The organism is Pseudomonas sp. FG1, assembly GCF_034313875.1.
Lineage (GTDB): Bacteria > Pseudomonadota > Gammaproteobacteria > Pseudomonadales > Pseudomonadaceae > Aquipseudomonas > Aquipseudomonas veronii.
In genome coordinates, this window is record NZ_JAVIWP010000001.1 from 5,117,341 (window position 1) to 5,138,305 (window position 20,965).

General features: G+C 62.2%; 21 protein-coding genes and 1 pseudogene. 11 read left to right on the top strand and 11 right to left on the bottom strand.

Going from position 1 to position 20,965, the window contains the following annotated elements:
• Positions 1 to 7 precede the first annotated feature (7 nt).
• The 6 genes from RGV59_RS23290 to RGV59_RS23315 form a co-directional block, all read right to left on the bottom strand.
• The gene (locus RGV59_RS23290; protein ID WP_126586717.1) at positions 8 to 772 is read right to left on the bottom strand and encodes an IclR family transcriptional regulator; all 765 of its coding nucleotides are present in this window, start codon (positions 770 to 772) and stop codon (positions 8 to 10) included.
• Positions 773 to 937: 165 nt separating this feature from the next.
• Entirely contained in the window at positions 938 to 1,327 is a 390-nt protein-coding gene (locus tag RGV59_RS23295; protein ID WP_017846649.1) for a RidA family protein, read from the bottom strand.
• 23 nt (positions 1,328 to 1,350) lie between these two features.
• Positions 1,351 to 2,133 carry an amino acid ABC transporter ATP-binding protein gene (locus RGV59_RS23300; RefSeq protein ID WP_017846650.1) on the bottom strand — a complete coding sequence of 261 codons (783 nt, stop codon included), beginning with the start codon at positions 2,131 to 2,133 and terminating at the stop codon, positions 1,351 to 1,353.
• Positions 2,130 to 2,792 (bottom strand): amino acid ABC transporter permease, encoded by a 663-nt coding sequence (locus RGV59_RS23305; RefSeq protein WP_126586719.1) that lies wholly within the window; start codon positions 2,790 to 2,792, stop codon positions 2,130 to 2,132. Before RGV59_RS23305 ends, RGV59_RS23300 begins: the two co-directional genes overlap by 4 nt.
• An 11-nt stretch (positions 2,793 to 2,803) precedes the next feature.
• Positions 2,804 to 3,466: an amino acid ABC transporter permease gene (locus RGV59_RS23310; protein WP_017846652.1), complete on the bottom strand. Its 663-nt coding sequence runs from the start codon at positions 3,464 to 3,466 to the stop codon at positions 2,804 to 2,806.
• Positions 3,467 to 3,518: 52 nt separating this feature from the next.
• The gene (locus RGV59_RS23315; protein WP_017846653.1) at positions 3,519 to 4,367 is read right to left on the bottom strand and encodes a transporter substrate-binding domain-containing protein; all 849 of its coding nucleotides are present in this window, start codon (positions 4,365 to 4,367) and stop codon (positions 3,519 to 3,521) included.
• A gap of 372 nt (positions 4,368 to 4,739) precedes the next feature.
• On the opposite strand from RGV59_RS23315, the gene RGV59_RS23320 reads away from it, so the two are divergent.
• The gene (locus RGV59_RS23320; protein WP_046487241.1) at positions 4,740 to 5,102 is read left to right on the top strand and encodes a thioredoxin family protein; all 363 of its coding nucleotides are present in this window, start codon (positions 4,740 to 4,742) and stop codon (positions 5,100 to 5,102) included.
• Positions 5,103 to 5,107: 5 nt separating this feature from the next.
• Here RGV59_RS23320 and RGV59_RS23325 read toward each other — a convergent pair.
• From RGV59_RS23325 to rpiB, 3 genes and pseudogenes are all read right to left on the bottom strand, one after another.
• Positions 5,108 to 6,400: pseudogene (locus tag RGV59_RS23325) on the bottom strand (TerC family protein); the annotation flags it as partial.
• Between the two features lie 377 nt (positions 6,401 to 6,777).
• The gene (locus tag RGV59_RS23330) at positions 6,778 to 7,758 is read right to left on the bottom strand and encodes a sugar-binding transcriptional regulator (RefSeq protein WP_017846656.1); all 981 of its coding nucleotides are present in this window, start codon (positions 7,756 to 7,758) and stop codon (positions 6,778 to 6,780) included.
• A gap of 63 nt (positions 7,759 to 7,821) precedes the next feature.
• Positions 7,822 to 8,283 carry a ribose 5-phosphate isomerase B gene (gene rpiB, locus RGV59_RS23335; RefSeq protein WP_017846657.1) on the bottom strand — a complete coding sequence of 154 codons (462 nt, stop codon included), beginning with the start codon at positions 8,281 to 8,283 and terminating at the stop codon, positions 7,822 to 7,824.
• Positions 8,284 to 8,566: 283 nt separating this feature from the next.
• Between rpiB and RGV59_RS23340 the strand changes: the two genes are divergently transcribed.
• The 7 genes from RGV59_RS23340 (at position 8,567) to dhaL (ending at position 15,955) form a co-directional block, all read left to right on the top strand.
• Positions 8,567 to 10,054, top strand: coding sequence for a sugar ABC transporter ATP-binding protein (locus tag RGV59_RS23340; protein WP_046383108.1), 1,488 nt, complete (start codon positions 8,567 to 8,569; stop codon positions 10,052 to 10,054).
• A complete protein-coding gene (locus tag RGV59_RS23345) occupies positions 10,051 to 11,037 on the top strand; it encodes an ABC transporter permease (protein WP_017846659.1) in 987 nt (328 codons plus the stop codon). The genes RGV59_RS23340 and RGV59_RS23345 overlap by 4 nt, the downstream gene beginning before the upstream one ends.
• Before the next feature lie 37 nt (positions 11,038 to 11,074).
• Positions 11,075 to 12,082: a substrate-binding domain-containing protein gene (locus tag RGV59_RS23350; RefSeq protein ID WP_017846660.1), complete on the top strand. Its 1,008-nt coding sequence runs from the start codon at positions 11,075 to 11,077 to the stop codon at positions 12,080 to 12,082.
• Positions 12,083 to 12,253: 171 nt separating this feature from the next.
• On the top strand, positions 12,254 to 13,009 hold the full coding sequence (locus tag RGV59_RS23355) for an SDR family oxidoreductase (RefSeq protein ID WP_126586721.1): 756 nt from the start codon (positions 12,254 to 12,256) through the stop codon (positions 13,007 to 13,009).
• Between the two features lie 27 nt (positions 13,010 to 13,036).
• A complete protein-coding gene (locus RGV59_RS23360; protein ID WP_046383106.1) occupies positions 13,037 to 14,152 on the top strand; it encodes an MDR/zinc-dependent alcohol dehydrogenase-like family protein in 1,116 nt (371 codons plus the stop codon).
• Positions 14,153 to 14,305: 153 nt separating this feature from the next.
• Positions 14,306 to 15,307, top strand: a complete 1,002-nt coding sequence (locus tag RGV59_RS23365; protein ID WP_017846663.1) for a dihydroxyacetone kinase subunit DhaK — start codon at positions 14,306 to 14,308, stop codon at positions 15,305 to 15,307.
• Between the two features lie 3 nt (positions 15,308 to 15,310).
• Complete coding sequence (gene dhaL / locus RGV59_RS23370; protein WP_126586723.1) at positions 15,311 to 15,955, top strand: dihydroxyacetone kinase subunit DhaL; 645 nt, start codon at positions 15,311 to 15,313, stop codon at positions 15,953 to 15,955.
• Between the two features lie 4 nt (positions 15,956 to 15,959).
• Here dhaL and RGV59_RS23375 read toward each other — a convergent pair whose 3' ends face one another.
• Positions 15,960 to 16,832, bottom strand: a complete 873-nt coding sequence (locus RGV59_RS23375) for a LysR family transcriptional regulator (RefSeq protein WP_046383104.1) — start codon at positions 16,830 to 16,832, stop codon at positions 15,960 to 15,962.
• A 150-nt stretch (positions 16,833 to 16,982) separates the two neighbouring features.
• On the opposite strand from RGV59_RS23375, the gene RGV59_RS23380 reads away from it, so the two are divergent.
• Positions 16,983 to 18,491 (top strand): MFS transporter, encoded by a 1,509-nt coding sequence (locus RGV59_RS23380; protein ID WP_126586725.1) that lies wholly within the window; start codon positions 16,983 to 16,985, stop codon positions 18,489 to 18,491.
• Positions 18,492 to 18,545: 54 nt separating this feature from the next.
• Here RGV59_RS23380 and sohB read toward each other — a convergent pair whose 3' ends face one another.
• The gene (sohB, locus tag RGV59_RS23385; protein ID WP_046383102.1) at positions 18,546 to 19,571 is read right to left on the bottom strand and encodes a protease SohB; all 1,026 of its coding nucleotides are present in this window, start codon (positions 19,569 to 19,571) and stop codon (positions 18,546 to 18,548) included.
• Positions 19,572 to 19,766: 195 nt separating this feature from the next.
• Here sohB and RGV59_RS23390 point away from each other — a divergent pair, with 195 nt between their 5' ends.
• Positions 19,767 to 20,477, top strand: coding sequence for a histidine phosphatase family protein (locus RGV59_RS23390; protein WP_017846668.1), 711 nt, complete (start codon positions 19,767 to 19,769; stop codon positions 20,475 to 20,477).
• Positions 20,478 to 20,533: 56 nt separating this feature from the next.
• Entirely contained in the window at positions 20,534 to 20,848 is a 315-nt protein-coding gene (locus RGV59_RS23395) for an SCP2 sterol-binding domain-containing protein (RefSeq protein WP_046487128.1), read from the top strand.
• Positions 20,849 to 20,965 lie beyond the last annotated feature (117 nt).

Sequence of the window (20,965 nt, forward strand, 5' to 3'; positions counted from 1 at the left end):
ACTGCTCCTATTCGTTGATGCGACGGGCCAGGTTGTTGGCGCTTTCGATCAACACCCGGCGGTAGTCGTTGTAGTTTTTACTGGCATCGGCGCGGGGCGCGACGATGCACAGGGTCGCAATGCTGACGCCCTGCGCGTCCCGGACCGGGGCGGCAAAGCAATGGGTAAAGGTGTCGGCCACGCTGTCGAAGGAAAAGAAGCCATCGACGCTGGCCTGACGGATCTGTGCGAGGAAGGTCTCCAGCGGCAAGCGCTGGCCGTCCGGCAGGATGAAATCGTCGGTGTCGATCAGGTCGACGATCTGCTGGTCGCTCAAATGCCCCAGCAACAGACGCCCGGACGCGGTCCACGGGATCGGTGCGTTTTCGCCGATGTCCGAGGAAATCCGGAAATGCCGCTCGCCTTCACGCATCAGCGCCACCGTGTATTTGCGCCCGTTGAGCAGGCACATCTGCGCGGTTTCGTGGGTCTGGCTGACGATTGCCTGCAAGGCGTGGTCGGCCTCGCGGGTCAGGTCGAAATGGCGCAGGTGCGCCTGGCCGAGGAAGTACAGCTGACGGCCGAGGTAGACGTGCCCGTCCTTGCCCACGGTTTCCAGGATGCGGCGTTCCAGTAAGGAGGCGACCAACTCGTAGACCGTGGACTTGGGGCTGCCGATGCCGCTGGCGATATCATTCGGGCGCAGGGGCTGGCCGACTTCCTTGAGGAAATCGAGGATGTCGAATGCACGGTCCAGGCCTTTGGCGCGGCGTTTGATGGTGTCTTCGGTCATGGAAGTTTCGGTCCGCTCGAAATGGTAGGGCTGGCGCAGGTCCACTGTGGGAGGGGCTTGCCCCCGATGGCGGTGTGCCAGTGGACACATCTGTTGCTGATACACCGCTATCGGGGGCAAGCCCCCTCCCACATTGGATTTGATGTGGTCTTGAGAGTGGGGCATTTAGCCCTTTTTCTTGTAGGCCACGCAATCGATCTCGACCTTGCAATCCACCATCATGTTGGCCTGCACGCAGGCACGTGCCGGGGCGTGTTCGGGGCTGAAGTATTCGCCGAAGACTTTGTTGAAGCTCCAGAAATCCCGTGGGTCTTCCAGCCACACGCCGACGCGCACCACGTCGTTCAAGGCGTAGCCAGCCTCTTCGAGAATCGCCACCACGTTGCGCATCGTCTGGCGGGTTTGCTCGACGATGCCGCCGCTGATGATTTCACCGTCCACCGCTGGCACCTGGCCCGAGACGTAGAGCCAGCCGTCCGCTTCCACCGCGCGGGCGAAAGGCCGAGGCTGGCCGCCGCCGGCGGTGCTGCCGGTGCCGTAACGAGTAATGCTCATAAATAGTGCTCCTTGACTGACAGTTAAAAACGAATGTTCTTCAGGAATTCCGCCAGGCGCGGCGACTGCGGGCGTTCGAAGATGTCCTTCGCCGAGCCTTGTTCTTCAATGCGCCCCTGGTTCATGAAGACGATTTTGTCCGAGACTTCGTAGGCAAAACGCATCTCATGGGTCACCAGCAACATGGTCATGCCCTCTTCCGCCAGGCCCTTGATCACGCTGAGCACTTCGCCCACCAGTTCCGGGTCGAGGGCCGAGGTGACTTCGTCGAACAGCATCAGGCTGGGGTTCATCGCAATCGCACGGGCGATGGCCACGCGCTGTTGCTGGCCGCCGGACAACTGGCCGGGGAAATGATTGCGGCGTTCCAGGAGCCCTACACGGTCCAACCATTTTTCCGCCAAGGCCACGGCTTCGTCCTTAGGCATTTTCTTAACTTTCAACAAGCCCAGGGTGACGTTCTGCAGCGCCGTCAGGTGCGGGAACAGGTTGAACTGCTGGAAGGCCATGCCGGTCATGGCGCGGTGCTGGGCGATTACCCGCTCCGGGTGGCGCACGCGCTTGCCGGCGATGTCGCTGTAGCCGATGGACTCGCCATCCAGGCTGATCTGACCGCCCTGGAACTCTTCGAGCAGGTTGACGCAGCGCAGCAGCGTGGTCTTGCCCGAGCCGCTGGAGCCGATCAACGTCACCACGTTGCCGCGCTGCATGGACAGGTCGACGCCCTTGAGCACTTCCACCGTGCCGTATTGTTTGCGCAGGCCGCGAATGTCCAGCAGCGGTTGGGTCGTTTGAGGTTGGTTCATGGCAAGGCCACCCGCTTTTCAATGTAGCGCCCGAATAACTCGATGGCGTAGTTGATGACAAAAAACAGAAAACCCGCGAACAGGTAGAACTCCAGGGTCATGAAAGTGCGCGCGATCACCTGCTGGGTGCTGAGCAGCAACTCGGCGACGCCGATCACCGACAGCAGGGTCGAGGCCTTGACGATTTCCGTGGAGGAATTGACCCAGGTCGGCAAAATCTGCCGCAGCGCCTGGGGCAACAGCACGTAGCCCAGGGACTGGTAGAACGTCAGGCCAATCGCCTTGCCCGCTTCCATTTGCCCGCGGGGAATGGCTTGCAGCGCGCCGCGCACGATCTCCGCGACGTGGGAGCCGCAGAACAGCGTCAGCCCGACCGCACCGGCCTCGAACGCGCTGATCTGCCAACCGAGCGCCGGCAGCATGTAGAAACACGCCAGCACCAGCACAAACACCGGCGTGCCACGGATCAGGTCGACATACAGACGAAACGGCAGGCGCATCCAGAATCTGCCGTAGGTCAGGATCAACCCGGCGACGATGCCGATCAGGGTGCCGAAGATAATCGCCAGCGCCGAGACATAGACGCTGGCCTGGAACCCGGCCCAGAGGGTGTCCCGGGCGATCCACAACTCATGCAGCCAGCTGGGGGATTGGTACATGCGAGCCTCTTCTAACGACGGATTGCCAGACGCTGCTCCAGGTAACGGAGCAGCATGGCGATCAGGTAACAGGCGGCCACGTAGAGCGCGGTCGTGACCAGCCAGGTTTCAATCACCCGGTAGCTTTCGACGTTGATCTTGCGGGCGTAATAGGTCAGCTCCGGCACCGCGATCGCGGCGGCCAGCGAGGTGTCCTTGAACAGCGAAATGAAGTTGTTCGACAGCGCCGGCAGTACGTTGCGCAGCATCACCGGCACGGTGATATAGGCGCGGATCCGCCACTCGCCCAGGCCGATGGCCAACCCGGCTTCGCGCAAGCCCTTGGGAATATTCAGCAGCCCGGCGCGGAACACTTCGGTCAGGTAGGCACCGGCGTACAGCGACAGGGTGATGATGAACGACGGGATCTTGTCCAGGCGGATACCCAGGCTGGGCAAGGCGAAGTAGATCAACAGGATCAGCACCAGGATCGGCGTATTGCGCACCACCGTCACATACACCGAGGCCAACAGGCGCAGCGCGCGGTGCTTGGACAGCATGGCAAACGCCATCAGCAGGCCGATCACGCAACCGATGGCGATCGACAGCAGCGCCAATTCGAGGCCGAGCCCCAGCCCCGCCAGCAAGGTGTCGAAGTCGCGCCACACGGCGGCAAAGTTCAACTGATAGTTCATGGTCGACAGTACCTGATGGGGGCGCCGTTCGCGGCGCCCCGGTTTTCACGAATCACTTGAACTCGACGGGGAAACCAATCGCCGGCTCCGGCAGGTCGACGCCGAACCATTGCTTGAACGAGGCCTTGTAGGTGGGGAATTCGACACCGGTCATGGCTTCGTGCAGCGCGGTGTTGACGAAGTTCAGCCAGTCCTGGTCGCCACGCTTGACCGCGCACGCGTAGGTTTGCGGGCTCCAGGCATACGCCGGGCTGCGGTAGCGGCCGGGGTTCTGCACCATCAGGTACTTGACCGAAGACTGGTCGGTGGCGGCCGCATCGGCGCGGCCGGAGTTCACCGCCTGGTACATCAGGTCGACGCTGTCGTACTGGTCGACCTTGGCCTTGGGCAGCGCCTGGTGGACCAGTTCTTCGGCGTAGACGTTTTGCAGCACGGCCACGGTGACGCCGTCGCCGGCGGCCTGCAGGTCTTCGATCTCCTTGTATTTGCTGTTGTTCGGCAGCAGCAGGCCGACGCCTTCGCGGTAGTACGGCAGGGTAAACGCCACCTGCTGCGCACGGCTGGCGGTGACGGTAATGAACTGGCAACTCATGTCGACTTTGTCGGTCAGCAGGTTGGGAATCCGCGCGTCGGAGGACTGCACCACAAACTCGACCTTGCTCGGGTCGTTGAACAAGCCCTTGGCCACGATGCGGCCGATGTCGATATCAAACCCCTGCAACTTGCCATCCGCTCCCTGGAAGTGCCACGGCGCATTGGTACTGCCTGTACCCACGATCAGATGCCCACGCTTGAGCACATCATCGAGCTTGCTGCCCGCCGCCTGCACAGTGCTTGCGAGGGAAGCCGATGCGGCGAAGAGAAAAACACACGCTTTGAACACGGAAGGTCGGTGATGCATGACAAGCACTCCAGGAGTTGTGTATTCCGCTATACCGGAACTTAGTATGTAACAACGGAATAGATAGCAGAAAGTGTGCCATACGCACGAGCGGGAAAATAGGTTGGGAATAAACTCGTTTTAAATCAGCGAGATAAACATTCATGCGGCACAAGGCGTATCGCCAGCAGGTGTAATCCCTTTGCTACCCAAGGCCCCACACTGCGGTGACAGGCTCACCTGGGCGCACCAGCCTGGCGTTACCGCGCACCATGGCAGTGCGCGCACTTGAACGGGTTCTGACGGGCGTGCGAGCGACCTGTGAAGATTGACAGTAGACGCAGGCGTTCTTCCCACCTAGCGTAAGCGCAGGTGCAACAGGGAGAAGCCCTCGTGAACTATGTCAACGCGGTGGTTGAGGACAAGGCTGCGTTTGAACGGGAACTGAATACCCCGCAGCCTGTATTTATCGTGTTCATGTCACATGACTGCACCGCGTGCAGTGATGCGATGCCGCGCTTCATGCGAATCAGCGAGCGTTACAAGGACCAGGCCAAAGTCTTGATCCTTGACTGCGTCAACACGCCCAGGCATCCGCGTGTCGACCGCATTCCGATGCTGCTGATCTACCGCGACCAGGTACTGCTCGACGCCCTCCCCGGCCTTGCCGAAGACGCACTGGAAAGCGCCTTCGAGCAGTACACCCAAGCCTATCCGGTCACGCCTGTTGCACCAGCCCCCGGAAAACCTGCATGAACCATGGCGTCCGGCAACTCACCGGCAATGGACTCAAGAATATCGGTCATACTCAACACGCCGATGAACTCACCGCACTCGTTGATCACGAAGGCGATGTGGGTCGAGGCCTGGCGCATCTGTTCCAGGGCGTTGAGGATCGAGCAACTCGCCAGCAAGTTGATTGCCCGGCGCGCCAGTTGCTCAAGGTCCGGTTCGTTACCGGCCAGGTAATCCTTGAGCAATTCCTTCTTATGCACAAAACCTAATGGCTCATCGACAGCACCGTTGCGGATCAACGGCAGGCGCGAGTAGGACGAACGCATCAGTTTCAGGCGGATAGTGTCGCGATCGTCCGCCAAATCGATAAAGTCGACCTTGGCCCGCGGCGTCATCAAGCTGCGGATCGGCCGCGCGGCCAGTTGCAGCACGCCGCTGATCATTACGCGCTCACGTCGGTCGAACAGCGGGCCCTGAGTCACATCCGGCTCACCCAGCAGGTCAGCCACCTCTTCGCCCACCTCGTCCTCCGCCAGGCTGCGACCGCCGAGCAAGCGCATCACCGCGTGGGCGGTGCGCTCACGCACGGGCAACACGCCTTGCGCCGACTTCTTGCGTCGGGCCCGGGCAATCTGGTTGAACACCTCGATCAGGATCGAGAAACCAATCGCCGCGTACAGGTAGCCTTTCGGAATATGAAAGCCCAGGCCTTCGGCGGTCAGGGCGAAACCGATCATCATCAAGAAGCCCAGGCACAGCATGATCACCGTCGGGTGCGCGTTGACGAAGCGGGTCAGCGGTTTGCTCGCGACAATCATCAGCCCGATGGAAATGACCACCGCGATCATCATCACCGCCAGCTCATCGACCATGCCCACGGCGGTAATCACCGCGTCGAGGGAGAACACCGCGTCGAGCACCACGATCTGCGCGACGATCGGCCAGAACATCGCATAGGCCACATTGCCCGAGCGTTGCGCCACATGACCCTCAAGGCGTTCATGCAATTCCATGGTGGCCTTGAACAACAGGAACACACCGCCGAACAGCATGATCAGGTCACGCCCGGAGAAGCTCTTGTCGAACACCTCGAACAACGGCTGGGTGAGGGTCACCAACCAGGAAATACTCGCCAGCAAGCCCAGGCGCATCAGCAAGGCCAGGGACAAGCCGATCAACCGCGCACGGTCGCGCTGCTCCGGTGGCAACTTGTCCGCCAGGATCGCGATAAACACCAGGTTGTCGATGCCCAGCACCAGTTCCAACACAATCAACGTCAACAGGCCAAGCCAGGCCGTAGGGTCCGCTAACCATTCCATTTATAGAGTCTCTTTATCAGTGTTCAGAATGCCGGGCACGGCAAAGCGCGGTCAGGGGACCGGGAAAGGGTTAGCCATTGGAATACGGGGCGCTTCAGCGGGAACAGCAACAACGATTGTCTTGGGGAAAGACGACTGGGGGGCTCCGAAAGGGCGTTCATGCAAGTCCTGAAATAACAAAAGGACCTCAATCCTACATTCGAAATACAAATTCCCTACAACACAAAACCATTACAAAACCTGTCCCCAAACTCCATGTGCGAGGGGGCTTGCCCCCGATGACGGTGTATCAGCCAGCATATATGTAACTGAAAGACCACTATCGGGAGCAAGTCAAATCGTCGCACCCCCCCTCCCACACCTTGACCTGTGGCGTATCAGGCTTTACGGGTCGCTTCATCCAGCGCCAATATGGTATGAGCATTCGTGACCGTGGTCGCAAGGGTGTTGATCACCCCCGACCGCAACGCCCCCAACGTGGCCGCCGCCTTGGTGTTCTCGCTGGCAATTGCCACCACATCCGGAATCCGGAACAACTCCTGCACCGTCAGCCCGATCACCCGCCCCTGGATGGCGTTGACCGCCGGCTGCCCGTGGATATCGATAAAGTCATACCCCATCATGTCGCCCACCGTGCCGGACAACCGCGCCTGGGCAATCTCCTGGGGCGAGAACCAGCCCATGCGTACCATGTTGCTGTTCTCGCTCATGTCGCCGATGCCGATCAGCGCAATGTCGGCACGCCGCGCCCGATCGAGGGTCGAGCGCACCGTGTCGTTATTGATCAGCACGCCGCGCAGTTCCGGGTTGGCCACCAGGGCCGGCGCGTACAGGCTTTCACTCTCGCCGCCAAAGCGCAGGGCCAGGCGCCGGCAGATATGGTCGGGGTTCATGTATTCGCCAGCCTTGAGCGAACCGCCGATGGCGCAGACAAATGTGCAATTGCGCGTCACCGGCAGGAACACGTTATCGGCCACCGCGCCAACATTACGCCCCATGCCCACGGCGACGATCATGCCGTCGCTCAAAGTCTTGTTCAGGTAATTGGCCACCAGGCTAGCGACGGCCGAGCGCTGGGTGTCGGGGTCGCTGTGGTCGACGGCGATCAGGGCGCGGTCGAGCTTGAAGCGCTCCACCAAGGCGCGTTCCAGCTCATTGTTCATCGCCGGGTGCTGCAACACGCGCACTTCGACAATGCCTTCATCGCGCGCACGTTTGAGCAGGCGGCTGACTTTTGCCCGCGACAGGTCAAAGCGCTTGGCAATAGCTTCCTGAGTGACGTTTTCGAGGTAATAGAGCATCGCCACTTCGGTCATCTGATCGATATCGCTGGCAATGCGCTGGCTACTGTCACTCATGGGGACGGGCTTCCGTTTCGGCGTCAAAGGCACATTCTCCCGACTCTTGCCCCGCCACGTCCACTACTGATGCCCATCGCGCTCGATCGCATTGATGCGCGCGACCTTGGCCCCGGAACGCGCCGCCTCGAACTCCGAGGCCAGGAATGCAGTGACGATGCTCTTGGCCAGCTCGGCGCCGATCACCCGTGCGCCGATGGACAGGATCTGTGCATCGTTGCTCTTGCGCGCGCGCTCCGCCGAGTAGGTGTCATGGGCCTGCGCCGCGCGAATCCCCAACACCTTGTTCGCCGAGATGGCCATGCCGATCCCGGTGCCGCACACCAGCACGCCCAGGCGCTGCTGCCCGGCATTGATGGCATTGGCCACGGCCAGCGCGATGTCCGGGTAGAGCACCGGCGCGGTGGAATGGGTGCCGAAGTCGGTCACCGGGTAGCCCAGCGTCTCGATATGGCGCTTTAACAGCTCTTTGAGCTCAAAACCCGCTTCATCGCATCCGATAGCCACCGGGAAAGGTGTGTTCATGGCGTCTGGCTCCGCTGCCGAGGTCGTACTTATGACTGATCAGATGATCACTCAGTGAAATATCGTTCAGTCATTTCGCGGGCATCACCCCCTCTCTGTCAAGCATGATTTAACTGACCCGGCAGTCAAAGCGGTCTAGAAAGGCGTTATTGGCGAAAAACATCAGAATCCCAGCTTTTACATGAAAGAGATTGACTGATCAGAATTTCATTTGATACACATATGCTCACAGCGAAACATGACTGTGCGACCTAATAAGAATTCACAGCACGAGGACACGCCGATGGCCACGCCATTACTGCTCCAGGCTGAACACGTCGCCAAGGCTTACGCCGGTATCCCTGCCCTGCGTGACGGGCGCCTCTCTCTGCGTGCCGGCAGCGTCCACGCCCTGTGCGGCGGTAATGGCGCGGGCAAGTCGACGTTCCTGAGCATCCTGATGGGCATCACCCCGCGCGACGCCGGCACCATCCTGCTCAACGGCACAGCGGTGCAGTTCAACCGCCCGAGTGAAGCCCTGGCATCGGGGATCGCAATGATCACCCAAGAGCTGGAACCCATCCCCTACATGACCGTCGCCGAAAATATCTGGCTGGGCCGCGAACCACGCCGTGCCGGCTGCATCGTCGATAACAAGGCCCTGAACCGGCGCACCCGCGAGCTGCTCGAAAGCCTGGAGTTCGACGTCGACGCCAGCAGCCCGATGCACCGCCTCAGCGTGGCGCAGATCCAACTGGTGGAAATCGCCAAGGCGTTCAGCCATGACTGCCAGGTGATGATCATGGACGAACCCACTTCGGCCATCGGCGAGCACGAAGCGCAGACCCTGTTCAAGGCGATCCGCCGCCTCACCGCCCGTGGCGCCGGCATCGTGTATGTGTCGCACCGCCTGAGCGAACTGGCGCAGATTGCCGATGACTACAGCATCTTCCGCGACGGCGCCTTCGTGGAAAGCGGGCGCATGGCGGATATCGACCGCGACCATTTGGTGCGCGGCATCGTCGGCCAGGAACTGACGCGCATCGACCACAAGGTCGGCCGCGAATGCGCCGCCGCCACCTGCCTGCAGGTCGATAACCTGAGCCGTAAAGGCGAGTTCCACGACATCAGCCTGCAACTGCGCCAGGGCGAGATCCTTGGCATCTATGGCCTGATGGGTTCGGGGCGCAGCGAGTTCCTCAATTGCATCTACGGGCTGACGGTAGCCGATTCCGGCAACGTCACCCTGCAAGGCAAGCCCATGCCGATCGGGCAGCCCAAGGCAACCATCGACGCCGGCATGTCGCTGGTCACCGAAGACCGCAAAGACAGCGGCCTGGTGCTGACCGGCAGCATTCTGTCGAACATCGCCCTGTCGGCCTACAAACGCCTGTCGAGCTGGTCGCTGATCAACGCGCGCAAGGAAACCCGCTTGGCCCAGGACATGGTCAAGCGCCTGCAGATCAAGACCGCCTCCCTGGAACTGCCGGTGGCCTCCATGAGCGGCGGCAACCAGCAGAAAGTCGTGCTCGCCAAATGCCTGTCGACCGAACCGGTGTGCCTGCTGTGTGACGAGCCCACTCGCGGCATCGACGAAGGCGCCAAGCAGGAGATCTACCACCTGCTCGACCAGTTCGTGCGTGCCGGCGGCGCCGCCATCGTGGTGTCGTCGGAAGCCCCGGAACTGCTGCATTTGAGCGATCGCATCGCCGTATTCAAAGGCGGCCGGCTGGTGACCATCAGCACCGACACCGCCCTTTCCCAGGAAGCCTTGTTGAGTCTTGCCTCATGAATGCCAAAACCCTGTCCACCCCAGCCACCTCCATCACCGCCGCGCCGCGCAATCGCCTGCGCCTGTCCCTCGACCGCTTCGGCCTGCCGCTGGTGTTCATCCTGCTGTGCGTGGTGATGGCATTTTCCAGCGAATACTTCATGACCTGGCGCAACTGGATGGACATCCTGCGCCAGACCTCCATCAACGGCATCCTCGCCGTGGGCATGACCTACGTGATCCTGACCAAGGGCATCGACCTGTCCGTGGGTTCGATCCTCGCGTTTGCCGGGCTGTGCAGCGCGATGGTCGCGACCCAGGGCTACGGCCTGCTGGCGGCGGTGAGCGCCGGGATGTTCGCCGGGGCGATGCTCGGCGTGGTGAATGGCTTCATGGTCGCCAACCTGTCGATCCCGCCGTTCGTGGCCACCCTCGGCATGCTCAGCATTGCGCGCGGCATGACCTTCATCCTCAACGACGGCAGCCCGATCACCGACCTGCCGGATGCCTACCTGGCGCTGGGCATCGGCAAGATCGGCCCGATCGGCATCCCCATCATCATCTTTGCCGTGGTCGCGCTGATCTTCTGGATGGTGCTGCGCTACACCACTTACGGCCGCTATGTGTACGCGGTGGGCGGCAATGAAAAGAGCGCGCGCACCTCCGGCATCGGCGTGCGCAAGGTGATGTTTTCGGTGTACGTGGTCTCGGGCCTGCTCGCCGGACTGGCCGGCGTGGTGTTGTCGGCGCGCACCACTTCCGCCCTGCCCCAGGCTGGGGTGTCCTATGAGCTGGACGCGATTGCCGCCGTGGTGATCGGCGGCACCAGCTTGTCGGGCGGCACCGGCAGCATTGTCGGCACGCTGTTCGGCGCGCTGTTGATCGGCGTGATCAACAACGGGCTGAACCTGCTCGGCGTGTCGTCCTATTACCAGCAGGTCGCCAAGGGCCTGATCATCGTGTTCGCAGTACTGATCGACGTGTGGCGCAAGAAAAAACGCTAGAGAACGACCCAACTACAACAATAACGGAGTTCCCCTCATGAAACTTGGTACCACCTTGGCCGCCGTGGCGGCCCTCTCCCTGCTCGCCAGCAGTATCGCCGTGGCCGCCGACGGCAAGACCTACAAGGTCGGCGCAGCCGTCTACGGCCTCAAGGGCCAGTTCATGCAGAACTGGGTTCGCGAGCTCAAGGAACACCCGGCGGTCAAGGACGGCACCGTGCAATTGACCGTGTTCGACGGCAATTACGACGCCCTGACGCAGAACAACCAGATCGAAAACATGGTGACCCAACACTACGACGCGATCCTGTTCGTGCCCATCGACACCAAGGCCGGCGTCGGCAGCGTGAAGCAGGCCATGAGCAACGACGTGGTGGTGATCGCCTCCAACACCAAAGTGGCCGACGCCGCCGTGCCATATGTAGGCAACGACGACGTCGAAGGCGGCCGCCTGCAGGCCCAGGCCATGGTCGACAAGCTCAACGGCAAGGGTAACGTGGTGATCATCCAGGGCCCGATTGGCCAGTCGGCGCAGATCGACCGGGAAAAAGGCGAGCTGGAAGTGCTGGGCAAGCACCCCGGCATCAAGATCATCGAGAAAAAAACCGCCAACTGGGACCGCGCCCAAGCCCTGGCGCTGACTGAAGACTGGCTCAACGCCCACCCCAAAGGCATCAACGGCGTGATCGCGCAGAACGACGACATGGCCCTGGGCGCTGTGCAGGCCCTGAAGTCCCACGGCCTGACCTCCAAGGACGTGCCCGTTACCTCGATCGACGGTATGCCGGATGCGATCCAGGCGGCGAAGAAAGACGAAGTCACCACCTTCCTCCAGGACGCCCAGGCCCAGTCCCAAGGCGCATTGGACGTGGCATTGCGCGCCCTCGCCGGCAAGGACTACAAACCGCAATCGGTGATCTGGGAACGTTATGCCAAGGACGTGAAATGGGCCGACGGCACCGCCAAGACCTACATCCTGCCGTGGGTGCCGGTGACCAACGCCAATGCCGACGCGCTGTACCAACAAGTCAGCGGCGGCAAGTAACTACTGGCTTGAAACACACTCTAGTGTGGGAGCAAATGTGGGAGCAAATGTGGGAGGGGGCTTGCCCCCGATAGCGGTGCACCAGTGATAGATCAGGTGACTGACACACCGCCATCGGGGCAAGCCCCCTCCCACATTGAATCTCCAGTGCTATTAAAAGAGGAGTCATTCATGTCTGGATTCTGGAACCAAGCCTTCGACCTCACCGGCCGTTGCGCGGTGATCACCGGTGGTGCCACCGGCATCGGCCTGGCCTGCGCCAGCCTGCTGGTCGAACGCGGCGCGCGGGTGGCACTGCTGGACCGCGACCCGGCGGTGGTGGCCGTGGCCGCCGGCCTCGGCGCCGAGCATCTGGGCATTACCGTCGACCTCAGCCAGATCGACCAGGTGCAACACAGCGTCGACCGGGTTTTCGCCCACTTCCAACGCCTCGATTACCTGATCAACAGCGCCGGCGTGGCCTTGCTGGACAAGGCCATCGACGTCAGCGAAAGCGCCTGGGACACCACCCTCGACATCAACCTCAAGGCCAGCTTCTTCGTCGCCCAGGCCTGCGCCCGGCACATGCTCGCCCAGGGCGGCGGGCGCATCGTCAACCTGGCCTCCCAGGCCGCGGTGATCGGCCTGGACCGGCATGTCGCGTATTGCGCGAGCAAAGCGGCCATCGTCGGCATGACCAAGGTATTGGCCATGGAATGGGCGCCACAGATCAACGTCAACGCCATCTCCCCCACCATCGTCGAGACCGCGCTGGGCAAGCAGGCCTGGGCCGGCGAAGTCGGCGAACGGGCCAAATTGCAGATCCCGGCGGGCCGCTTTGCCCAGCCGGAAGAAATCGCCGGGCTGGCGCTGTACCTGCTCAGCGACGCGGCGCAAATGATCACCGGCGCCAACATGGTGATCGACGGCGGCTACAGCATTCAATAATTCATCTATTTGTCGTGAGGTTTTGTCATGTCCACCGTTACCGAACGCACGCCCGAGCAACTCACCCCGATCATCCCGAAAACCATGCAGGCCGTGGTCTGCCATGGCCCGGAAGACTACCGCCTGGAAACCGTCGACGTGCCCACCCCCGGCCCCGATGAAATCCTCACCAAGGTCGAGCTGTGCGGCATTTGCATGGGCGACATCAAGACCTATCGCGGCGCCCCGTCGTTCTGGGGCGACGCCGAACAACCGCGCTACGTCAAACCGCCGATGATCCCCGGCCACGAATTCGTCTGCCGCGTGGTGGCCCTCGGCCCCGGCGCGGAAAAGCGTGGGGTGAAGGTCGGCGACCGGGTGATCTCGGAACAGATCGTGCCGTGCTGGGGCTGCCGCTTCTGCAACCACGGCCAGTACTGGATGTGCCAGAAACACGACCTGTATGGCTTCCAGAACAATGTGCAGGGCGCCATGGCGCAGTACATGATCTTCACCAAGGAAGGCATCATCCATAAAGTGCCGGACTCGATTGCGCCGGACGAGGCGATCCTGATCGAACCGCTGGCCTGCTCGCTGCACGCGGCGGAACGCGCCAATGTGGATTTCGACGACGTGGTGGTGGTCGCCGGCGCCGGTACTCTGGGCCTGGGGATCATCGGCGCGGTACGCATGCGCAATCCGAAAAAGCTGATCGTGCTGGACATGAAACCCGAACGCGCCGCCCTCGCCCTGCGCATGGGCGCCGACGAAGTGTGGAACCCGGCCGAGGTGGACGTGCTGGCGAAGATCCGCGCAATCACCGACGGCTACGGCTGCGACATCTATATCGAAGCCACCGGTCATCACAAGGCCGTCAACCAGGGCCTGGCGATGCTGCGCAAACTCGGGCGATTCGTTGAGTTCAGCGTGTTCAACGACGAGGCTACGGTGGATTGGTCGATCATCGGCGACCGCAAGGAACTGGACATCCTCGGCTCGCACCTGGGGCCGTACATGTACCCGCGCGCCATCGACTTTATCGGCAACCGCAAGATCGACATGCGTGACGTGGTGACCCACAAGTTCGCCCTGGCGGACTTCAAGGAAGCGTTTGCGGTGATGGAACGAGGCGACAAATCACTCAAGGTCGTCCTCGAACCCTAAGCACACCACACATCCCAATGTGGGAGGGGGCTTGCCCCCGATAGCGGTGGCTCAGTAATTGATGAGCTCACTGTCACGCCGCCATCGGGAGCAAGCCCCCTCCCACACTGAACAGCTGTGAACCCATAAAACAAGAACACAGGAACCCGCGTTATGAATCGAGTCATCAACGATCCGGACCACGTGGTCGAGGACATGCTGCGCGGCATCCTGGTCGCGCATCCGCAATTGCGCCAGTACGAAACCAATCCACGGGTCATCGTCAAAGCCAAACCGTCGGGCCAAGGCTGCGTCGGCATCGTCACCGGCGGCGGTTCGGGCCATGAGCCGGCCTTCCTCGGCTACGTCGGCCCCGGCCTGGTCGACGCCGTGGCCGTCGGCGAGATCTTTTCCTCGCCCACCGCCAAGAGCTTCTTCGATGCGTTCCGCGCCGCCGACCACGGCGCCGGCGTGGCCTGCCTGTACGGCAACTATGCCGGCGACAACATGAACGTGAAGCTGGCAATGAAAATGGCCGCCAGCAAAGACATGCGTATCCGCACCGTGGTCGCCAACGACGACGTGGCGTCCGCGCCCAAGGCCGAGATCGCCAAGCGGCGCGGCGTGGCCGGGGAAATCTTCATGTGGAAGATCGGCGGTGCCGCCGCTGCCCAGCACTACGACCTCGACGGTGTGATCCGCGTCGCCCAGAAAGCCGTCGACCACTGCCGCTCGATCGGCATCGGCCTCACCCCCTGCACCATTGCCGCCGTGGGCAAGCCGAACTTCGAGATTGCGGACGGCCAGATGGAACTGGGCATCGGCCATCACGGCGAACCGGGCATCGAAGTCATCCCGATCGAACCCGCCGCCGCCATGGCCGAGCGCATGCTCGCGCCGATCCTCGCCGACCGCGACTTCAGCCAGGACGACAGCGTGGTGGTGCTGGTCTCCGGCCTCGGCGCCACGCCGGTGATGGAGCTGTATATTTTCTACGCCGAGGTGGAACGCCAACTCACCGCCAAGGGTTTGAAGATCCACCGTTGCTACGTGGGCAACTACTTCACGTCCCTGGAAATGATGGGCGTGACCCTGACCCTGCTCGGCCTCGACACCGAGCTGAAAACCCTGATCGACCAACCCTGCCGTTCCATCGGCATGACCCAGGCGGAGTGAACCATGAGCGAGCATTTTTCCACCCGCGATGGCAGCGCCATCGTCGCCGACCTGGTCAGCGTGATCGTGGCCAACCGTGAGTACCTCAGCGAAATCGACGGCGCGATTGGCGACGGCGACCACGGCATCAACATGGCCAAGGGGTTCGCCCATTGCGGGCGCTCGATCGAAGGCCGCCAACTGAGCCTGGCCGAAGCCCTGGACGAACTGACCCTGAGCCTGATGGAAGGCATCGGCGGCTCCATGGGGCCGTTGTACGGCAGCCTGTTTATCGGCATGGCCGATGAAGTGCGCGGCTGCGAAGACATCGACGCGGCCACCTTCGCTCACCTGCTGCGCGGCGGCCTGACCTCGTTGCAGGACATCACCGAGGCCGGCGTGGGTGACAAGTGCCTGATGGACACCTTGATCCCGGCGGTCGAAGCGTTCGAGCGGGCCCATGCACAGGGGGCGTCCTTCGGCGATGCGCTCGACACGATGAAAACCGCCGCCTCACAGGGGCGCGACTCGACCAAGGACCTGGTGGCCAAGATCGGCCGCGCCAGCCGCCTGGGCGAACGCTCACTGGGCGTGCTGGATGCCGGCGCGGTGTCGTGCTGCCTGATCCTCACCCGCCTGGCCGATTCCGTGCAGCCGCGGCTGGTGTAACGCTTCAGGCTGGCGCTTGTTTGACCTGCTGGATATACCGCGCCACCGCCGGCGCTTGCTCGAAGCGCCGGTGAATCAACGACAGCCACGACGCCGCCTCACTGCCCTGGATACTGCGATAGACCACGCCCGGCAGACTCACATGCCCGACCACCGACGCCGGCACCACGGCCACGCCCTGCCCCAACGACACCAATGCCACCACCGCGACCAACCCGCCCGGCTGCGGCCCCAGGCGCGGCGCATAACCGCCTTGGGCGGCGACGTGCAACGTGCCGCTGATCTGCTCCGGCAGGATAAACGTCTCGTTTTGCAGATGCTCGCAACCGATGCCCTTCAAGCCCAGTAACCAGGAATCCTGGGGCAGCGCCAACACGAAACCTTCGCGGTGCAGGCGTACCGCCTCCACGCCGTCGGGCAACGTCATCGGCGAACGGATGTAGCCTATGTCGTAGCGCCCATCCGCCACCGCGCCGGGCAAGGTCGCCATCGCACATTCGCGCACGTTCACGCTGACGTCGGGAAACGCCTGGCTGAACCCGTGCATTTGTCGCTGCAACAACCCGGAATACACCGCCGAAGCCACGTAGCCCAATTCGATGTGGCCGGTCTCGCCACGCCCGGCACGCTGGGCACTGCGCTGGGCAAATTCGAATTGACGCACGGTGGCTTCAGCCTCGACCAGCAGCGCGGCGCCGGCTTCGGTCAGGCTGACTTCGCGCTGCTGACGGATAAACAAGCGCGTGCCCAGGCTGGTTTCCATGTCCTGGATCTGCCGGCTCAAGGTCGGCGGGGCGATGCCCAACTGCTCGGCGGCGCGAGTGAAGTTGCGCTGTCGGGCCACGGCCAGGAAGTAGCGAAAATGGCGGATGTCCATACGAGGATTAGCTCAAAGGTAATGAAGTGCTTCGCCGTGGCTAACAAAGGCAGCAGCGTGCGGGGATAAGCTCAAGGTACTTCAACAGTAGAGAGCCCTTGCGATGTCCGTCAACTGCCTTTTCCATATTGCCTGTAGGGTAATTACAGCATGAGCCGGGTCAGTCCACACCTGACACTGCTGACCGCTTCCGGCGTCTGCTCGCTGATCGTGCTCGACACCAATATCGTCGCCGTCACCCTGCCGAGTATCGCCCGCGACCTGGGGGCCAACTTCGCGGATATCGAGTGGGTGGTCAGCGCCTATATGCTCGCCTTCGCCGCGCTGTTGTTGCCCGCCGGCAGCGTCGCCGACCGCTTCGGCCGCAAGAGGAGCCTGATCTGGGGCCTGGGTATTTTCATCCTCGCCTCCCTCGGCTGCGGCGCCGCGCCCAGCGCGCTGTGGCTGGATATCGCGCGCGCCGTCAAAGGCGTCGGTGCCGCGCTGCTGCTCACCTCGGCGCTCGCCTCCATTGGCCACACCTTCCACGACGAAGTGGAGCGGGCCAAGGCCTGGGCGTTCTGGGGCGCGTGCATGGGCGTGGCAATGACCGCCGCACCGACCCTCGGCGGCTTGATCACCGAGTTCCTGGGCTGGCGCTGGATTTTCTACCTCAACCTGCCGGTGGGCCTGGGGTTGATGGCGCTGGTGCTGCACGCCATCCCCGAGTCCCGCGATACCCTGGCTGCGCGGCTCGACCCGTGGGGCAGCCTGGCGTTCAGCGCCAGCCTGCTGTGTTTGATCTGGGGGTTGATCGAGGCCAACCGCATCGGCTGGGACAACCCGCTGACCTACGCGCGCCTGCTCGGTGGCGGGTTGCTCCTGGGCGTGTTCGTACTGGTCGAGCGGCTGCAACAGCGGCCGATGGTCGACCTGCAACTGTTCCGTCACCCGCGCTTTATCGGCGCCCTGCTGGGCATGTTCGCCTACGCCGGCTGCGCCCAGGTGATGATGACGTTGCTGCCGTTTTACCTGCAGAACGGCCTGGGCTTTTCCGCGATTGCCTCGGGCCTGGGCATGCTGCCGTTCGCGCTGACAATGCTGATTGGCCCACGGATCGGCGCACGCCTGGCGCAACGCTTGGCGCCGGCGACCATGATGGCCAGCGGTTTGACCCTCGTCGGCTGCGGCAACCTGTTGAGCGCCTGGGCGCTGAATGTCGGCGGCTACCTGCCCTTTGCCCTGGCGATTGCAGTCACCGGGGCCGGGGCCGGTTTGCTCAACGGCGATACGCAGAAAAACATCATGGCCTGCGTGCCACGGGAGCGTGCGGGGATGGCCTCGGGCATGAGCACCACCATGCGCTTCAGCGCGATCATGCTGGCCATCGGCGTGTATGGGGCACTGCTGAGCAGCCACAGCGAACAGCTGTTGCGCGCAAGTATCGACCCGCAATGGCAGGCGCAGGTGGCGGGAATCGCTTCGCGGGTGGTGGCGGGTGATATGCCGGCGGCGCTGAACCTGGTGCCCGAGGCGGCGCGGGTGAGGCTGCAACCGCTGGCGCGGCAGGCGTTTGTGGACGGGTTCAGCGGGGTGTTGTGGGTGGCAGGGTTATTGGGATTGCTCGGAGCGCTGGTGGTGGGGAGGCTGATGCGCAAGCCGATACCCACACCGAACTAAATGTGGGAGGGGGTAAGCCCCCTCCCACAGGTATTACCTATACCCCAAAGAGGCTTACCAGAACCGCTGCTGGGTCAACCGGCTCCACCAGGTCAGCAGCACGCGGTCCACCGAACCGCTGGCCGCCAGGCCCACGCGCTCTTGCAGGCTCTTGCGCTCAGAGTAATGCAGGTGGAATACCTCGGCGGTCTTGGCCTTGGTGGCCAGGTATTCGTCGCTGGTTTGCAGCTCGTCGACCAGTTGCTTGTCGAGGGCTGCAACACCCAGCCACACTTCCCCGGTCGCCACTTCGTCGATCGCCAGCTGCGGGCGATAGCGCGACACGAAGTTCTTGAACAACTGGTGAGTGATGTCCAGGTCTTCCTGGAACTTCTCCCGGCCCTTCTCGGTGTTTTCGCCAAACACGGTGAGGGTGCGTTTGTATTCGCCGGCGGTCAGCACTTCAAAGTCGATATCGTGCTTTTTCAACAGGCGGTTGACGTTGGGCAACTGCGCCACCACCCCGATGGAACCGAGGATCGCGAACGGTGCGCTGATGATCTTCTCGCCAATGCACGCCATCATGTAGCCGCCGCTGGCCGCGACCTTGTCGATGCACACGGTCAACGGCACGCCCGCCTGGCGAATCCGCGCCAGTTGCGACGACGCCAACCCGTAGCTGTGAACCATGCCGCCGCCGCTTTCCAGGCGCAGCACCACTTCGTCCTTGGGCGTGGCCAGGCTCAGCAAGCCAGTGATTTCATGACGCAGGCTCTCGGTGGCCGAGGCCTTGATGTCGCCGTCGAAGTCGAGCACGAACACCCGTGGCTTGGCCTCGGGTTTCTTTTTGCTGTTCTTCTTTTCGGCTTTGCTTTCAGACTTGCGCAGGGCCTTGAGCTGATCCTTGTCGAGCACGGTCGATTCAAGGCGCTCGCGCAGGCCTTTGTAGAAATCATTCAGCTTGCTGACCTGCAACTGGCCAGCCGATTTGCGACGGCCTTTGCTGCGCAGTGCCGCGAAGCTGATCAGTACCACCAGAATCGCGACCACCAGGGTGACGGTCTTCGCCAGAAAGCTCGCGTATTCAGCCAAAAAATCCATGTGTCTCCTTAACAATGCACGGCGCCAGGCGCGGATCGCCCAAGCATACCGACGGGACCGCCGGGGAGCCAGTGCTCAAACCGCCAGCAGGCAGGCGCTCTAACACGCTTTTAAAACAAGCGTATGTTTTTTCATTGACAGCTCGCAGGCATCCTCATAACCTCGCCAGACTTTCAACGTACCGGGAAAACGGACGTGGGCAGCATCTATCTGATTCGACATGGCCAGGCCTCCTTCGGTGCAGACGACTATGACGTCCTGTCGCCCGTCGGCGTGGAACAAGCGCAAATCCTCGGTCGCCACCTGGCAGACATGGGCGTGACGTTCGACCGCTGCGTCGCCGGCGACCTACGCCGCCAGCAGCACACCGCCACGGCCGCGTTCGATCAATACAGCGCCCTCGGCCTGGCGGTTCCAGCCCTGGAAGTCGACAGCGCCTTCAACGAATTCGACGCCGACGCGATCATCCGCGCCCTGCTCCCCGACCTGCTCACCCGCGAACCCGACGCCCTGGACATCCTGCGCAACGCCGCGCAGAACCGCAGCGAATTCCAGCGCATCTTCGCCCTGATCATCGAGCGCTGGGTGGCCGGCACTTACGATACGCCGGGGCTGGAAAGCTGGCTGGGGTTTGTCGAGCGCGTCCAGGGTGGCCTGCAGCGTCTGCTGGAAGCGGCCGACAACACGCACAAGATCGCCGTGTTTACCTCCGGCGGCACTATTACCGCCCTGCTCCACCTGATTACCCGGATGCCGGCCGCCCAGGCCTTCGAACTGAACTGGCAAATTGTTAACACCTCGCTCAACCAGCTGAAATTCCGCGGTCGCGAGGTGGCACTGGCTTCCTTCAACAGTCATACCCACTTGCAACTGTTGAAGGCGCCGCAGCTCATCACTTTCCGATGAAGTGCGGCCAACCGTGACCCCAAGGTCGCTGGACTCTACCCTAAAGGATCGAAACCATGACTGACGTAGCTAAAGCCGTAGAAGCAATGAAAGCCAAATTCAACCCAGCCGCTGCTGCCGGCCTGGACCTGGTATTCGGTTTCTGTATCGATGACAGCAAACACTTCTCGCTGATCGTCAAAGACGGCACCTGTGAACTGCAGGAAGGCGAAAACCCTGACGCCCAGGTGACCCTGGTCATGAACGGCGAAACACTGGAAGGCATCGTCAGCGGCGACACCGACGGCATGCAGGCCTTCATGAGCGGCAACCTGCGCACCGAAGGCGACATGATGCTGGCGATGAAGCTGAGCGATCTGTTCCCTTCCTGAGAACGCTGGCTGTAACGCACGCATTGAAATGACAAATCCCGCCAATGGCGGGATTTGTCGTTTCTCGGCCGGCGATCAGCGGCGTCGACTTTCTTGAACTGCTCCAAATCTGGTGGG

Excerpts from the sequence above, each read along its gene's own strand:
- RGV59_RS23290 (WP_126586717.1), bottom strand. The coding sequence starts at position 772 with ATGACCGAAGACACCATCAAACGCCGCGCCAAAGGCCTGGACCGTGCA.
- RGV59_RS23295 (WP_017846649.1), bottom strand. The coding sequence starts at position 1,327 with ATGAGCATTACTCGTTACGGCACCGGCAGCACCGCCGGCGGCGGCCAG.
- RGV59_RS23300 (WP_017846650.1), bottom strand. The coding sequence starts at position 2,133 with ATGAACCAACCTCAAACGACCCAACCGCTGCTGGACATTCGCGGCCTG.
- RGV59_RS23305 (WP_126586719.1), bottom strand. The coding sequence starts at position 2,792 with ATGTACCAATCCCCCAGCTGGCTGCATGAGTTGTGGATCGCCCGGGAC.
- RGV59_RS23310 (WP_017846652.1), bottom strand. The coding sequence starts at position 3,466 with ATGAACTATCAGTTGAACTTTGCCGCCGTGTGGCGCGACTTCGACACC.
- RGV59_RS23315 (WP_017846653.1), bottom strand. The coding sequence starts at position 4,367 with ATGCATCACCGACCTTCCGTGTTCAAAGCGTGTGTTTTTCTCTTCGCC.
- RGV59_RS23330 (WP_017846656.1), bottom strand. The coding sequence starts at position 7,758 with ATGAGTGACAGTAGCCAGCGCATTGCCAGCGATATCGATCAGATGACC.
- rpiB (WP_017846657.1), bottom strand. The coding sequence starts at position 8,283 with ATGAACACACCTTTCCCGGTGGCTATCGGATGCGATGAAGCGGGTTTT.
- RGV59_RS23340 (WP_046383108.1), top strand. The coding sequence starts at position 8,567 with ATGGCCACGCCATTACTGCTCCAGGCTGAACACGTCGCCAAGGCTTAC.
- RGV59_RS23345 (WP_017846659.1), top strand. The coding sequence starts at position 10,051 with ATGAATGCCAAAACCCTGTCCACCCCAGCCACCTCCATCACCGCCGCG.
- RGV59_RS23350 (WP_017846660.1), top strand. The coding sequence starts at position 11,075 with ATGAAACTTGGTACCACCTTGGCCGCCGTGGCGGCCCTCTCCCTGCTC.
- RGV59_RS23355 (WP_126586721.1), top strand. The coding sequence starts at position 12,254 with ATGTCTGGATTCTGGAACCAAGCCTTCGACCTCACCGGCCGTTGCGCG.
- RGV59_RS23360 (WP_046383106.1), top strand. The coding sequence starts at position 13,037 with ATGTCCACCGTTACCGAACGCACGCCCGAGCAACTCACCCCGATCATC.
- RGV59_RS23365 (WP_017846663.1), top strand. The coding sequence starts at position 14,306 with ATGAATCGAGTCATCAACGATCCGGACCACGTGGTCGAGGACATGCTG.
- dhaL (WP_126586723.1), top strand. The coding sequence starts at position 15,311 with ATGAGCGAGCATTTTTCCACCCGCGATGGCAGCGCCATCGTCGCCGAC.
- RGV59_RS23375 (WP_046383104.1), bottom strand. The coding sequence starts at position 16,832 with ATGGACATCCGCCATTTTCGCTACTTCCTGGCCGTGGCCCGACAGCGC.
- RGV59_RS23380 (WP_126586725.1), top strand. The coding sequence starts at position 16,983 with ATGAGCCGGGTCAGTCCACACCTGACACTGCTGACCGCTTCCGGCGTC.
- sohB (WP_046383102.1), bottom strand. The coding sequence starts at position 19,571 with ATGGATTTTTTGGCTGAATACGCGAGCTTTCTGGCGAAGACCGTCACC.
- RGV59_RS23395 (WP_046487128.1), top strand. The coding sequence starts at position 20,534 with ATGACTGACGTAGCTAAAGCCGTAGAAGCAATGAAAGCCAAATTCAAC.